At 40.4% G+C, this 14,872-nt stretch carries 12 protein-coding genes and 1 tRNA gene; 5 read left to right on the forward strand and 8 right to left on the reverse strand.

Features of this window, described 5'->3' with window-relative positions; all coding sequences use genetic code 11:
* Position 1 precedes the first annotated feature (1 nt).
* From FO442_RS04085 to FO442_RS04100, 4 genes are all read right to left on the reverse strand, one after another.
* A complete protein-coding gene (locus tag FO442_RS04085; protein WP_144331882.1) occupies positions 2-670 on the reverse strand; it encodes a hypothetical protein in 669 nt (222 codons plus the stop codon).
* 40 nt (positions 671-710) lie between these two features.
* Positions 711-1,118, reverse strand: a complete 408-nt coding sequence (locus FO442_RS04090; protein ID WP_144331883.1) for a GNAT family N-acetyltransferase — start codon at positions 1,116-1,118, stop codon at positions 711-713.
* Between the two features lie 54 nt (positions 1,119-1,172).
* Entirely contained in the window at positions 1,173-2,807 is a 1,635-nt protein-coding gene (locus tag FO442_RS04095; RefSeq protein ID WP_144331884.1) for a S8 family peptidase, read from the reverse strand.
* Positions 2,808-2,922: 115 nt separating this feature from the next.
* Positions 2,923-3,684: a response regulator gene (locus tag FO442_RS04100; RefSeq protein ID WP_144331885.1), complete on the reverse strand. Its 762-nt coding sequence runs from the start codon at positions 3,682-3,684 to the stop codon at positions 2,923-2,925.
* Between the two features lie 664 nt (positions 3,685-4,348).
* On the opposite strand from FO442_RS04100, the gene rpiB reads away from it, so the two are divergent.
* Complete coding sequence (gene rpiB, locus FO442_RS04105) at positions 4,349-4,789, forward strand: ribose 5-phosphate isomerase B (protein WP_144331886.1); 441 nt, start codon at positions 4,349-4,351, stop codon at positions 4,787-4,789.
* A gap of 78 nt (positions 4,790-4,867) precedes the next feature.
* Positions 4,868-6,328, forward strand: coding sequence for a M28 family peptidase (locus FO442_RS04110; RefSeq protein ID WP_222101971.1), 1,461 nt, complete (start codon positions 4,868-4,870; stop codon positions 6,326-6,328).
* Here the strand turns inward: FO442_RS04110 and FO442_RS04115 are convergent.
* Complete coding sequence (locus FO442_RS04115; RefSeq protein WP_144331888.1) at positions 6,312-7,541, reverse strand: peroxiredoxin family protein; 1,230 nt, start codon at positions 7,539-7,541, stop codon at positions 6,312-6,314. The genes FO442_RS04110 and FO442_RS04115 overlap by 17 nt on opposite strands.
* Before the next feature lie 99 nt (positions 7,542-7,640).
* On the opposite strand from FO442_RS04115, the gene FO442_RS04120 reads away from it, so the two are divergent.
* Positions 7,641-8,174 carry an RNA polymerase sigma factor gene (locus FO442_RS04120; RefSeq protein ID WP_144331889.1) on the forward strand — a complete coding sequence of 178 codons (534 nt, stop codon included), beginning with the start codon at positions 7,641-7,643 and terminating at the stop codon, positions 8,172-8,174.
* Positions 8,167-9,105, forward strand: coding sequence for a T9SS type B sorting domain-containing protein (locus FO442_RS04125; protein WP_144331890.1), 939 nt, complete (start codon positions 8,167-8,169; stop codon positions 9,103-9,105). Before FO442_RS04120 ends, FO442_RS04125 begins: the two co-directional genes overlap by 8 nt.
* Before the next feature lie 261 nt (positions 9,106-9,366).
* On the opposite strand, the gene FO442_RS04130 is transcribed toward FO442_RS04125, so the two are convergent.
* From FO442_RS04130 to gltX, 3 genes are all read right to left on the reverse strand, one after another.
* Positions 9,367-9,437, reverse strand: a tRNA-Cys gene (locus FO442_RS04130).
* A 38-nt stretch (positions 9,438-9,475) separates the two neighbouring features.
* Complete coding sequence (gene folB, locus FO442_RS04135; RefSeq protein ID WP_144331891.1) at positions 9,476-9,838, reverse strand: dihydroneopterin aldolase; 363 nt, start codon at positions 9,836-9,838, stop codon at positions 9,476-9,478.
* Positions 9,835-11,346 carry a glutamate--tRNA ligase gene (gene gltX / locus FO442_RS04140; protein WP_144331892.1) on the reverse strand — a complete coding sequence of 504 codons (1,512 nt, stop codon included), beginning with the start codon at positions 11,344-11,346 and terminating at the stop codon, positions 9,835-9,837. Before gltX ends, folB begins: the two co-directional genes overlap by 4 nt.
* Positions 11,347-11,527: 181 nt before the next feature.
* Here gltX and FO442_RS04145 point away from each other — a divergent pair, with 181 nt between their 5' ends.
* Positions 11,528-14,863 carry a hypothetical protein gene (locus tag FO442_RS04145; protein WP_144331893.1) on the forward strand — a complete coding sequence of 1,112 codons (3,336 nt, stop codon included), beginning with the start codon at positions 11,528-11,530 and terminating at the stop codon, positions 14,861-14,863.
* The last annotated feature ends 9 nt before the right edge of the window (positions 14,864-14,872 follow it).

Here is a 14,872-nt window from a genome sequence, read left to right on the forward strand (position 1 = left end):
ACTATTTTTTCCAGGATTTTTGTTTTTTCAGCCGGAAAGAACCTGTTTGGAATACCGCATCTTCTTTAATCGTGTAAAGAGAATCACCGGAAATAACGATGTCAAAATCCACCTCATCACCCTGCACAAAGTCATAAGCACTTCCAAAGCTGGCTTTGATGGTGAGTAATTCTCCGGTAAGCGGATGTGTGTGGTCCGTTAGTATGGTTGCCGGTGTGTATTCATTGAATAATTGATCGTCAAAAGCAAAGGTAAGCTTCGATTTATCGATTCGCTTCAGTTTCATCAGATCATCATTCCCGTATTGCACCAGGATCGATTTTTTATCAAGTGCTGCCGACGGATCAACAAAGATCGTCAGTGAATCAAGTGTGGGTGCTTTGCAGATATATTGTCCGAATGTTAGCTTGCAATTCACGTGATAAGTGGAATCATTGATTGCTTTAATCGTTCCGGAATGTTCGCCGTAAATGGAATTTCCTGCCGTTTCATAGGTAAAAAGCACCATGTTATCAGGGGTAATTTTCAGGCAGCACAAATAGCCGCCACTGTTGGAGTAGCCTTTGTAGAGTTGTTCGGTTTTGAACGGGTTCTTTTCCGATTTCACTGACTTCGAGTCTGAACAGGCTGCAATCGAAAGCAGCAGCACTGGAATAATTAAACGTACCATATGTATTTTGTTTTTCCGGCGAAGCCGAAAAATTTGATTTTTAAGGTCTAAATAACTCCATCAACTTCTCCGGGCTCTTCAATTCCGTAAATCCAAATTGTCGATACAATCCGTGTGCATCAGAAGTAGCCAAACGCCACACTTTGACGTTTTTCAATGGTTCACATTCCAGGATGTATTCCATGAGTAATTTGGAATAACCCAAGCCCCGGTATTTTTCGTCAATGAATACATCCATGAGATAAGCAAATTGTGCGTAATCCGTTACCACCCGCGCATAACCGATTTGCTGATTATCAAAGAACAGACCAAAATTCAGGGAATTATCAATGCATGTCCGCATCATTTCTTTTGTGCGGTCTTTTGCCCAATACGATTGAGAAATAAAGCCGGTAATGTATTCCAAATCCAGTTTTTCTTTGTCAGAAGTAATGATTAGATTCTCCATAGCTTAAAAATAAGGAATCTATAAAAACCCTACATTTTAATGGTATACTAAAAATCAATCTAAAACCTGAACCGGCTTGGTAACCACCGTTCCATCTTTGTAAATCACCGATAAATAATAAACTCCTGCTTGCAGATGGATATTTTCAACTTCAAATCCCGTATCTGTTTTTACCTCGTTGATTTCGATCTCCTTTCCCGAAAGATCTCTCAGGTTAAATTCCTTCACCATTTCATTTGGTACATATATGGAGAAAGAACCGTTCGTTGGATTGGGGAAAACCGAAAACGCATTTTTGTTGTAGGCATCTATTCCCAAATGGTCTGTTAAATAATTCCCTGCGGCAAAAATATTCGGTAACGGGCCTATTTTTTCAGTAACCGGAAACAATACTCCGGCAACCTGTGGTTTTCCGGTACTTACCAACAAATCCCTGATTTCATCTCTTGTTAGCGTATTTCCCGTAAAATTCCGGTATAGTGACTGCAAAAGGGTGACTGCACCTACAACAATCGGGGAAGCTCCGGAAGTTCCTCCGAAATCATCCGAGTAGAATTTGTTTGGTCCGTCAGCCCCATACGCAGAACCGTAACCTGTTGTTACAACGCCTTCTCCATTCCCTTGTAAATCAATCCGGCTACCGTAATTGGAAAACCATAAGCGCGAACGCGGGGCATCGTTAATCCCAACAGCTCCTGCCCCGACCATAATGGCTTCCGACCAATTTTCTTGCAAAAAGGGATAATGTCCGTTATTGTCCATGCTAAAAATCGGGTCATCCAAATTTTGATTTCCGTTTCCAGCTGCTTCCACTACGATTAGTCCGTTCCCGGAGATCAGCTGGATGGCATCATAAAATGGTTCATACCATTCTACCGGTACATAGTCCTGATTCTGATTCGGACCTCCAATTTGCTGTTCGATCAAAACCACATCTCCCGGATCCAATTCACTTAAGGTATTGATCAATGCCTCTTCCAGGTAGTAAGTCTGATTAATATAAGCACCCGAAAAATACAATTGACTTTGATAGGCAATACCGGTTGTCCCTATTCCATCGTTCAGGGAAGCAATTTCACCCAGTACTGCGGTTCCGTGATTCGGTCCATAACCCGGATCCTCCGGTTGTGGTCCCACAATAATCACTGGAGGTAAATCTGCATGATCCGAATTAAATATATATTCCACATCACACACTTTCACACCGGCACCATAAATGGAATAGGCATTCCAAAATTCCTGAACATGCATTCCCGGATCCTGGTCAAACAGGTAAAGTTGTGCCGGCTCAAGATTCGGCACGGCAGGTGTGCTTAATTTCGGAGGTATACTGACATAGTTGAGTGCGTATGTATTTTCCTGGATTGCTTTCCTCGCAGATTCAAGTGTGACACCCGGTTTTACGTGAAATTCAAAGATCGTATTCGGGTCCGAAAGGTTTTTTTTCAGGTTCTGTTTTGCCTGGAGGTAATACCTTTGAAGCTGTTCCGAAGGAATATTGTAAAATGGTTCCCAATAGCCAAATTGGCTCAGATCCGGTAATTTTCCAAATTCAGAAACCAATTTTCCGTCCCGGACATATACTGCGGTTCCGTCCTGCAATTTCACGTGCAGAATTCTGTCAGCATTATTTTGAGCTACTGTCAGGCCAATTGAAAAAGATAAAACGGTGAGTAGACAAAACTTCATAAGCACGTAATTTTTACCAATGCTAATGAATTAATTCGATACCATTCCAAACAAAAATGTATAGACAGCAATCTGGTGAGGGAAAGGTACTTAAGAAATAGTCTATTGCTTGTTCTTAAAGCAATTTTATCCGGTTTGTCAATTCATCCCTGTATGAACCGCCGATAGGAATGAGTTTACGGTCATTTTCCAATTGCAGATTGGGAAAATCAATGGATGCTATTTTATCCAAACGGACAATAAACGAACGGTGAACACGGATAAACTGGTCTGTACCCAATTTTGTTTCGATATCCTTCATCGTGGAATGGATGGTGTATCGCGTTTCATTGGTGTTGATAACTACGTAATCTTTCAGCGCTTCAATGAAATAAATATCGTTCATATTCAATTTCACCAATTTGCTGTTGGACTTTACAAAAATGAATTCATTGAGAGAATCTTTTTCCTTGTTTTCCACCAGGGAGTATAGCATGTCGCGTTCGCGTTCCACTTCCTGCTCCTTCTTGTGTTTATAAAGTGCCATTTCAATCGATGTGTGTAAATCGATTTCTTTGAAAGGTTTTAAAATATAACCGTAAGGTTCGGTAACTTTTGCTTTTGATAACGTTGCTTCATCCGCATAAGCGGTTAAATAAATCACCGGAATGGAATACTGATTACGTACAATTTCTGCTGTTTCAATTCCATTCATTTCCCCCTTCAACATGATGTCCATCAGGACGATGTCCGGCTGATTTGCTTCCAATAATTCAAGTGCTTTTTCACCCGATGGAGCTGCGCCAACAACATGATAACCAAGCTTTTTCAAACTGGATTGGATATCCTTCGAAACAATGAATTCATCTTCTACAACTAATACATTAGCCTTCGTCATTCTTTACAGCTTTGGGTTCAAAAGTAATTAATTTTGAACGTTAATTACCATCTGTTTTAATTATTTAGCAGACGCTTCATTTTCATTCGTCTATTCGAATATAAACTTTAACTATGAATTGTGCAAATTAGTCTTCAAAATGAGCGAAAACAAAATAATATAGAATAAAAAGATTTTAAATAAAGAAATCTATTATATCTATTAGGGGTGTTAATTCGTGTAAAACTTTCAATGGAAAGATTCGTTTTTTTAACTTATCAGTTGTTTCGATGGATTTATTGACAATGCGATTGGTTATTTTGAGGTTCTGTCACAAGGTTTTACGCAGATATGAACAAATCGGGTCAAATTGTTCATGTGGATAAAATAGTTTCTTTTCACGGTGTTAATATGTGTTTAACATGGTGATAAAAGAGCGATAATTTGATCAAACTTTTAGATGCTCAATTCAAAAACTTGTACATATGATCAAATAGTTTGAATTTCCTAGAAATAGTTATTGAATCTTTCCAACAGATATTGACAATTTGAATGTGAATCCTGTGTAAAACTCCTTTTTGTACTACCAACAAAATCAGTACTTCCGGAGCTGGTATTTTTTCTTATTGTTAATTGATTGTTCCATTTGTTGATAAGCCTTAACTTTGACGAAACTTTCAGTATTATGTCACAAATCATTCCAATCGGAGCAGATCATGCAGGATTTCAATTGAAGTCAGAAGTTATTAAACATTTAGAATCACTTGGTTACCAGGTGAAGGATTACGGATGTTACAGTGAAGAAAGCATTGATTATGCAGATTTTGGTCACCCGGTAGCGGATCATGTGGAAGCAAATGAAGGTTCGAAAGGAATTGTGATCTGTGGAAGCGGGAACGGTATTAATATGACTGTTAATAAACACCAGGGAATCCGTGGAGCTCTTTGCTGGAAAAAAGAAATAGCACAATTGGCTCGTGAACACAACGACGCAAATATTTTGACTTTACCTGCGCGATTTGTTTCCGTAGAAGAAGCACTTGAAATGGTGGATATTTTCTGGAATACTGCATTTGAAGGTGGAAGACACCAGAAGCGTATTGATAAAATTCCCATGTGCAAGTAAGGTAAAATTGAAAATTGAGAATTGAAAAGTCATTGACTCTCTTTTTCAATTCTCAATGATACATTCTCAATGATAATTATGAAAGGAATCACCAGTCTATTATTCTTCAGTGCCGTATGTGTTTGTTTTTCCCAGCAAATCGATGCAGCCAAAAAGTACAGTACCTATATTAATGAATCGGACCTGAAAAAGAACCTGACCATTTTATCTTCGGATAGTTATCTGGGACGCGAAACGGGGAAAGAAGGTCAGAAGATGACAGCTGAATTTCTGAGTGCTTATTTTCAAAAACTGGGTTGTTCTTTTGCTCCGGGAATGTCGGGTTATGAACAAAGCTTTGATGTGATTGAAAGTACACCGGGAGGAACTATGTCTTTGAATGATCAATCGTTTCGTTTCAAAACGGACTTTATTTATTATGGATGTAAGTCAAAAACGACCTTGGATAAGGTGCCGGTTTACAGCGTCGAACAATTACCGAAGATTGAAGAAAAGCCATGTTATGTTATTTATGTCATGAAGGGCATGGAAGTTCGAAAAGAAGTTTCTGTTTTGAAGAAGCAGTTACCAAAGAACGTCAAGGGGATCATCCTGGTTTCAGAAAAATACGGAACACTTTACGAATACATGGAGCATTACGTTACTACAAAAACCATGTACCTGGCAGATGAAAAGAAGAAAGATGAATTTCCGATCCTGTTTGTGAAGGACTCGGCCATGCTTTCTTTGAAGAATAAGTCAACCAATTATATCTTTGGAAAAGGGAAATTCAAAGAAACAGAACACCCGAAGCCCTTGTTTGTATTGAGTGGGCAATTGAACACGCAGGAGGAAAGACTGACAAGCTCCAATGTATTGGCATATATTGAAGGAAGCGATCCGGTATTGTCAAAAGAAGTCGTGGTGATTACGGCACATTATGATCACATTGGTGTAGATCACGGAGTTGTATACAATGGAGCGGATGATGACGGAACCGGAACAGTTGCGTTGCTGGAACTGGCAGAAGCGTTTATGGAAGCAAAGAAGCAAGGTGAAGGACCGAAGCGTTCTATTTTGATCATGCCCGTTTCCGGTGAGGAAAAAGGACTGCTTGGTTCGGATTACTACTCTTCGCATCCGGTTATTCCTTTGGAAAATACGGTTGCTGATTTGAATATCGATATGATCGGCCGAAACGATATCGGCCACGAAAAAGATACCAACTACATCTATATCATCGGTTCAAATATGTTGAGTGACGATTTGCATAATGCCAATGAACGTGCGAATACAAAGTATACCCAATTGAAACTGGATTATAAATTCAATAGCTTGTCTGACCCGAACCAATTTTATTACCGTTCTGACCATTACAACTTTGCAAAGCACGATATTCCGGTTATTTTTTACTTCAGCGGAGTACACGAAGATTACCATCAGCCGACAGATGATGTGGAAAAGATCATCTTCCCGAAAGTAGAAAAAGTAGCACGACTGGTTTTCTTCGTTGCCTGGGAAATAGCGGATGCTTCGAAACGGCTTACTTTGAACCGGTAATTCCCAGAAGGGATTCTATCAACGCATTGGTTTTATTAACATATTCCGCGTATACTTCTCCGGTTCCCGGGCCGTTGAACCCGGTGTGAATGCGTTTTACTTCTCCGTCACGTCCGATGTAAATGGATGTTGGAAAGGAAATTACTTCATTCAACATTTTAAACTGTTCGGAAGCAATTTCTTTGGAAGCCTTTCCACCTACCAGGAAAGTGAATTCCAGGTTTTTACGTTGTTTCAATGTGAGTATTTTCTTCGCCTGTTCTTCAAATGAATCTGCTGCTTCATACCCAATGGAGATGATTTCCAATCCTTTTGAGTGGTACTTATCATACAATTCTTTATAGTAGTTTGTTTCGTCCATACAGTTCGGACACCAGGTTCCCATAATTTGTATGATAACAACCTTCCCCCTGGTTTCCGGGTTTGGAAATGAATAATCTGTGCCGCTAAGCGTTTTAAGGTTGAAATTGAATGCAGTGTTATCCTTTTTAAGAGTAGTAATGGAATCCGGATCCCGCAATTCATAATTCGGATTGTAAGTAGCAACAAAATCCGTCGCATAATGTTTTCCACTGTAAAAATAGCCCTGGATGTAATGTTCCTTCAAGGTACCACTTAGTAAAAAGGCGTGTGAACCATCAAAAGCAGAAAGGTAAAACTTGGATCCTTCAATGGTTCCTTCCAAGAAGCGATAATCGCCGGTTTCTGTTCTGAAAGTTCCGGTAAGGTGATTTTGGTTTTGAGCAATGATCCCCAACGCGCTTTCCTCATCGGTGGTTTCGGGAGAAAAGTGTGTTTCCCATTTTCCATTGAGATCTCCCGCTGGAAACTCCTTTTTCCGTGTTTTCTGATTGAAATTAGCGAAAAAAGGAATTTTGTAATTGGTACCTTTATTATAGTTGAACCAATAACCCCTGATTTCTTTCTTCTTATCGGTAATAAACCGCAACTCGGAATCAAAGCTTGGAAAGGGTAAAATAATGGTATCACCTTTTTTAATACCGTTTGTTAATTCGATCCGTTCTTCTGCATTGTGAACTACAAGGAGTATTCTTTTCTGTTTTTTTTCGACAGTCAAATGAACAGGTAATTGCGTGGTTTCGTTCAATTGAAGATAAGCAGAATAAGCTCCTGGCAGAAGCGGGATCTTTTGAGAATAGAGAGTTGTTGCTGAAATAAGCATCAGTAACAAGGAAGCAATACTTCTTTTCATGGGGTGTTAAAGTCTTGCTAAATTAATTTTTTATTTTGAAGAATTCAGAGAGGTGCAACCTTTTTTGGTAGTTTAGAGTCTATTGATACAGCAAGTGCTATGGATGATTTAACATTGGTAAATGAATGCGCCAAAGGAAATTCAAAAGCACAGCGAGCGTTGTTTGATAAGTTTGCTCCCAAGATGTTGGCAGTTTGCCAGCGTTATCTAAGAAATACCCAGGAAGCTGAGGACGTATTACAGGATGGTTTTGTAAAAGTTTTTCAGAAGATTGTGGATTTCAAAATGGAAGGATCTCTGGAAGGATGGATACGAAGAATTGTTGTAAATACTGCTTTGGACACCATTCGAAAGAACAAAAAATTATTGGATGACGTACAAGTTGAAGAGGTTCAATACAAAGTATCCTTTACAGACCATCAGTTTGATGGAATGGACCTGGCACAGTTAATGAAGTTAATTGATGAGATGCCGGACGGATACCGCATTGTATTTAACATGTTTGCAATAGAAGGTTATTCACACAAAGAAATAGCAGATACATTGGGAGTGACGGAGAATACCTCCAAATCACAATACTCGCGTGCACGAGCTTTTCTACGCACTCAATTAGAATTATTAGGACGTGATTGAAAAAGATAATATACAAGAACTGTTTTCGAAAGCATTTGAAAACCAAACCGCTACGGTAAAGCCGGAGCTATGGGCTGGTGTTCAGGCTAAGATGGCTGCTGCTGGCGTTGCTTCTACAGCAACGGTGGCAACAAAGGGTCTTTCTGCTTTGACGAAATGGATTATTGGCTCAGCTGCAGTGGGAACTGTAGGTGTAGTCACTACTGTTGTTGCTTTGAATTCAGGTGAGGAAAAAGCAAATAAGAAAACGGATTCTCCGAAAGAGGTTGCTCAGCATATTACTGTATCGAATCCTGAAGAGAGTAAGCTTGAGAATACGAAACTGGCACCGCATACTATTTATACAAAACCTATGGAGGTTGCTGATAAGCCGGTTGAAGATATTTCGCAGCTTACAAAATCGAATGACAAAGAATACAAACAGGATGATCACAGTATGATCGATGATAACGACCCTGTTGAAGCAACAAAACCGGATAAGGGAAGACCAGCCGATAAGGCTCCGAATGACAACAGTAAGAAAGAATCGGATGAAAAGACAACAGATTCGAAGAAGTCTTCCGTTGACAAGAAACAGGAACAAGGAGAAACACCGCCTGTAAAACACCCTGAAGACATCAAAGAACCTGTTTTCGTTAAATTGGAAGCGAAAGTTACCAAATTCCCGAATGTCTTTACTCCGAATGGTGACAGAAGCAATGATATCTATTTTGTAGAAGCTGAAAACATCAATGAGTTCCAACTGGTAATCATAGATCAGAATAACCGTGAAATGTTCCGATCAAATACGCCTGGTGAACAAGATGGATGGAACGGAAGAGATAGATCCGGCGAAGAAGCGCCGAACGGAAGTTATGCAGCCATTGTTACAGGAAAAGATCAGAACGGGAAAAGTTTCAGGGATATTCAACTGTTCGAATTAAGACGCTAATAATTACACGTATACTGAAACATAAGAAAGAGCATTCGTCGTTTGACGGGTGCTTTTTTGTTTTTAATCAACATGGTTAGGATCGTAAAACTTTATGAGCTTACAGACATGCAGTAATGAATAAAACAAAAAATCCCGACGTTAATCGTCCAGTTTTTTGAGGTCTCGTCCGGTCCACGATAGCTATCGGAACAACCGGAATAAACGTTTTATAATCAATAGAAAATAAAAAGCTTCCACCGATGATGAAAGCTTTTTAAGAGGTCTCGTCCGGATTCGAACCGGAGTAGACGGTTTTGCAGACCGTTGCCTAGCCGCTCGGCCACGAGACCGTTTTGTGAGCGCAAAAATAGTAATTATTCTTTAAAAACTACCAAGTTCCGGTTTCAATAATAATTGCAACGTTATCTACGTCTCCGTTGATAGGAGGACAAATTTTAGTGACTTTCACCTGCAGACCGATTAATCCGTTGATCTCTCGTTCGATACGGGAAACAATTCGTTGTCCCGCATGTTCGATCAGTTTGGAGCGAATGGCCATTTCCTGGGTTACAATCGCATTGATATGAACATAATCAATGGTTTGACTCAATTCGTCACTCAAAGCTGCCTGTTGGAAGTCAGTCTTCATGCGGACATCTACGATGTAATTTCCGCCGATTCTGCCTTCTTCCTCTAAACAGCCATGATAGGCATAGAGTTTTATTCCGTTGACTTCAATGATGTGCTTCATCCCAGTTTGGCTAATCCGTCGTTCATCCTGTTCAATGTTTCTTCCTTGCCCAAATAGGATGCTATTTCAAACATAGAAGGTCCCGTTCCGGCTCCTGTAAGCAGCAATCTGAATAAAGGCAATACGGCACCAATCCCCAAGGATTTCTCTTCCAAAAATGATTTAAATGCCGTTTCGATAGTTGGAGCATCAAACGTTGAAAGGGCATCTAATTTGCCTTTCCATTCATTCATCAGTTCAGCGGAACCTTCTTTCCATTTCTTCGAAACAGTTTGTTCGTCGTATGAAGTTGGCTTATGGATCAGGTAAGATCCTTCTGCCATCATATCTTTCACAAAGGTTGCGCGCTCTTTCATCAACTTGCAAAATGCTTCCAGGCGCTCTTCGGAATCCGTTAAGCTGAATTGTTCCTTTAATAAACGGGCCAATTCTTTCTCGGAAGTATGCTTCAAATATTGTTGCTGGAACCATTTGGTTTTCTCGGGATCAAACTTGGCTCCTGCTTTCCCTACCCGATCTAATGTGAATGCCTGGATAAGCTCATCCATGGAGAAAATTTCCTGTGTTGTTCCCGGATTCCATCCCAGGAATGCGAGCATGTTGATAAAAGCTCCTGCAAAATACCCGTTTTCGCGGTAACCTGAATACAGTTCACCTTCTGCGGTTGTCCAATTTGCCGGGAATACCGGGAAGCCTAAACGATCACCGTCTCTTTTGGATAGTTTTCCGTTTCCATCAGGTCTTAATAATAATGGCAAATGTGCAAATTGAGGTGCTTCCCAACCGAAGGCTTGGTATAACATCACGTGCATCGGAGCAGACGGTAACCATTCTTCTCCGCGAATTACATGCGAAATTTTCATCAGGTGATCATCCACGATATTCGCCAGGTGATAGGTTGGCATGCCGTCACTTTTGAATAACACCTTGTCGTCCAGGTTGTTCGTGTTTACAACAACCCATCCACGGATAATATCTTCAAAGCGAATATCCTCATTTCGAGGCATTTTGAAACGGATGACGTAGGGATCACCTGCTTCCAATCGACGTTTAACTTCATCAGCTGGAAGTGTCAAAGAGTTTTTCAGGTTCGTACGTGTAACACTGTTGTATTGCCAGTTGGGCATTCCCATTTGTTTTGCCTGTTCGCGAACAGCATCGAGTTCTTCCGGAGTATCAAAAGCATAGTATGCCCTGTCATTTTCCACCAGACTTTCTGCATACGGACGATACATTTCCTTGCGTTCACTTTGAATATACGGACCATATTCTCCACCGATTCCGGGTCCTTCATCCGGAATAATCCCGCACCAGTTCAAAGAATCCATGATGTATTCCTGTGCACCGGGAACAAAACGGGTTTGATCGGTATCTTCAATCCGAATAATGAAGGTTCCGTTATTGTGCTTGGCAAAAAGATAATTGTAAAGTGCTGTCCGTACACCACCCATGTGCAGGGGTCCGGTTGGAGAAGGTGCGAAACGAACGCGAACGTTTGAGGAACTCATGCTTGTAATTTTTATGCAAAAGTAATTAAATAATGAGCTGATCCTGCAAAATCAATGCGCATGGAAAGGAGGAAAGATTAACCTTTTTTATGAATTAAGTGTACAGCCGGTTAGAATTTAAATAAGAGGTTCTGTGTGAACTTTTCTACTTTAGTAAGTTATTCGAATAAGAATTGTTTTTATGTCAGCTTTTGATCGCTTAATTGAGCAAATAGACGCCTTCATCCGGAAGTATTACAAGAGTGAAATCTTAAAGGGTGTGTTGATCGTCGTTGGCTTTTTATTGGCCTCCTGGTTAACGGTGAGTGTCCTGGAATACTTTGGCCGTTTTCCCAGCTCGGTGCGCTTTATTTTATTGATTTTATTCCTTGGAATGAACGGCTATTTACTGGTACGTTATTTTGCACTTCCAATTATGCGGCTGTATTCATTTGGAAAACGGATCAACCGGACACAAGCAGCGCGCATTATCGGGTCTTTTTTCCCAAACGTTTCTGACCGTTTGCTCAATACCCTTCAATTGAATGAAATCGTAAATGAAGATGACCGCAGTTTTGAATTGATTCGCGCAAGTGTATCTCAAAAGTCTAATGAATTGTTGGCCGTTAAGTTTGAAGAGGCTGTTCGTTATGAAGAGTCAAAGCGGTATTTAAAGTATGTTATTCCGATTATCCTTGTATTTGGAACAATTGCGGTTTTCGCACCTGGATGGATTACCAAAGGTTCTTCCAATGTGGTCCACTTTTCCCAGGCACAGGAAGCCCCGTTTGATTTTAACCTGGTAAATAAAAAGGACAAACTGCGTGAAGGAAGTTCGTACAACGTTGAGGTTGATATCACGGGTTTGTATGTTCCGGAGCATGTATTCCTGGTTTCTAATCGCGGCCGATACAAGATGAATAAGGTCCGTAAGAACCGCCTCGCCTTCCCGATCGATAATTTAAAATCTGACCTGGTATTCCATTTCGAAAGCGAAGGGTATGAATCGAAGGTGTTTCAGGTTCAAGTGCTGGGAAACGCTTCGCTTGGAAAGGTGGTTGCTACGCTTCATTATCCCAAGTATTTGAAGAAGAGAGACGAACGTTTATTAAATATTGCTGACCTGGACCTTCCGGAAGGAACCCGGGTGGACTGGCATGTGGAAGCACGGAATGTGAGTTGGTTTAAGGTTTTCGGCAAGGGACTTTCTAAACAGTTTGAAGGATCTGCCGGAAATTTTGAGTCTGTTTATAAAGACGATTCATATGTGAATTTTGTACTGAAAAATAAATACTTGAATTTGCTGGACACATCCAATATTCAGATTCATGTAATTAAAGATGCCTACCCCGCTATTTTGGTCTCGGAAAGTGTGGATTCCGTTAAGGCATCTATCCGTTTATTTGAAGGATTAATTTCGGATGATTATGGTCTGAGTTCTTTGTATTTCATGTACACGATAAAGAAAAAGAACGGGTCTGAACTGAAACGGAAAATGTTGGTGGACACCTATACCTCTACCAGTGACAAATTCTCTTTTGCCGTTGATTTTAGCCGGGATAACATTGATGTTGAGGACAAGATTTCTTATCACTTCCAAGTCTTTGACAACGATGGAGTGAATGGGTCGAAAAGCACTTCTTCGCAAAACTTTGTTTATGAGTTACCGACACTTACGAACCTGAACGAGAAACGGGATGAAGTTCAAAAAGAGTTAAAAAATGCATTGAAAGATGTTTTTAAGAAAACTGAGCAATTTCAAAAAGATGTCAATAAGCTGCAAAAATCCCTGATGAATAAATCAAAGAGTGATTTTAAGAATATGGAGCAAGTGCAATCCTTGAAGCAACAACAGCAGTCGTTGCAGGAAGAATTGCAATCGATAAAGGATAAGTTGGACGCAAGTAACGAAGAGAAGAATCAATTAAGTGAACAGGATGAAGAGTTGCTGAAACAGCAGGAGCTAATCGAAGAATTGCTGAAGGAAGTAATGGACGACGAGTTGAAGAAGTTGTTGGATGAGTTGGAGAAGCTGATGGAAAAAAATGATCAGCAACAGATGAAGAATGAAACCGATAAACTGGATGCTTCGAGTGATGAGATGAAAAAGCAATTAGATCGGACCATGGAAATGTTGAAACGTTTGCAGGTAAATGAAAAGATTGACGATCTCGAGAAAGAATTGGATCAATTGGCCGAGGAACAGGAAAAGTTGGAAAAAGAGCTTAAAGAAGAGAAGATTTCGGAAAAGGATGGTTCAAAGAAGCAAGATGAACTCAACAAGAAGTTTGATGATTTGAAGAAAGACATGCAGGAACTTCAAAAGCTGAATGAGGAATTGGAGCGTCCAATGCCGATGGATTCCTTTGACCAGGAGCAGCAGGAAATTTCAGATGAAATGAGTGGTGCAAAGAGTAAGTTGGATCAAGGTAAAAAGGGAAAGGCCGGAGAGAACCAAAAGAAAGCTGCCGAGAAAATGAAGGAACTTTCGGACCAACTGAATAATCAGCAGGAAGCAGCGAACAAAAAACAAAACGAAGAAGATATGAGCTTAATTCGTTTGTTGTTGGAGAATCTGATGTCCTTGAGTTTCGACCAGGAGTATGTCATGAACCGGTTTGGAAAGGTGAAGGACATAGATCCGTACTACAACAAATTGGGAAGAAAGCAGCGAAGTATTATTGATGACAACAAGCTGATTGAGGATAGTTTGATGGCTCTTGCAAAACGTCAGACAAAAATTGCTCCTTTTATTGATAAGGAACTGAAAGATATTCGTTCAAACTTCGGGTTGATTACAAATGAGATCGGTGAGCATAACCGTAGGGGAATGCAGCAACATCAGCAATATGTGATGACCAGCTACAACAACCTGGCGCTGATGTTGAATGAGAGTTTGCAATCGATGCAACAGCAAGCTCAACAGCAGAAGCCGGGTAATGGATCGTGTGATAATCCGGGAGGTGCCGGACAAAAACCAAGTGGAGGTCAAATGTCTTCCGATGATATGAAGGAAATGCTGAAGAAGCAATTGGAGCAAATGAAGAAAGGGCCCAACCCTGGAGGGAAGCAACCCGGAGATAAACCCGGACAAGGGAACCAGGGAATGCCTGGTTTGGGAAATAAAGAAGTTGCTAAAATGGCTGCGCAGCAAACGGCTATTCGCCAACGTTTGGAGCAAATGCGCAACGAAATGAATAAAGAGGGAAAAGGGAAAGGAAACCAACTGAACCCTTTGATTAAGGAACTGGAGGAGCAGGAGAAACAATTGATCAATAAACAATTCTCTCCGGAGATGATCCGCCGTCAGCAAGATATCTTAACGCGCTTACTGGAAAGTGAGAAAGCCTTGAAAGAAAGAGGTTTTGAAGAAAAAAGAGAATCTACTTCCGGAAAAAACACGGATTATGGTAACCTTATTCGATTTGATGAGTATAAGCGTAACAAGCTTGGACAAGTTGAGTTGTTGCGTGCAGTTGATCCTTTGTTGACAAAGTATTATAAAGACAAAGCAGGTAAATACTTCAATCGGTTCTAGCATTCGTAG

Source organism: Fluviicola chungangensis (assembly GCF_007558725.1).
GTDB classification, from domain to species: Bacteria; Bacteroidota; Bacteroidia; order Flavobacteriales_D; family Crocinitomicaceae; genus Fluviicola; species Fluviicola chungangensis.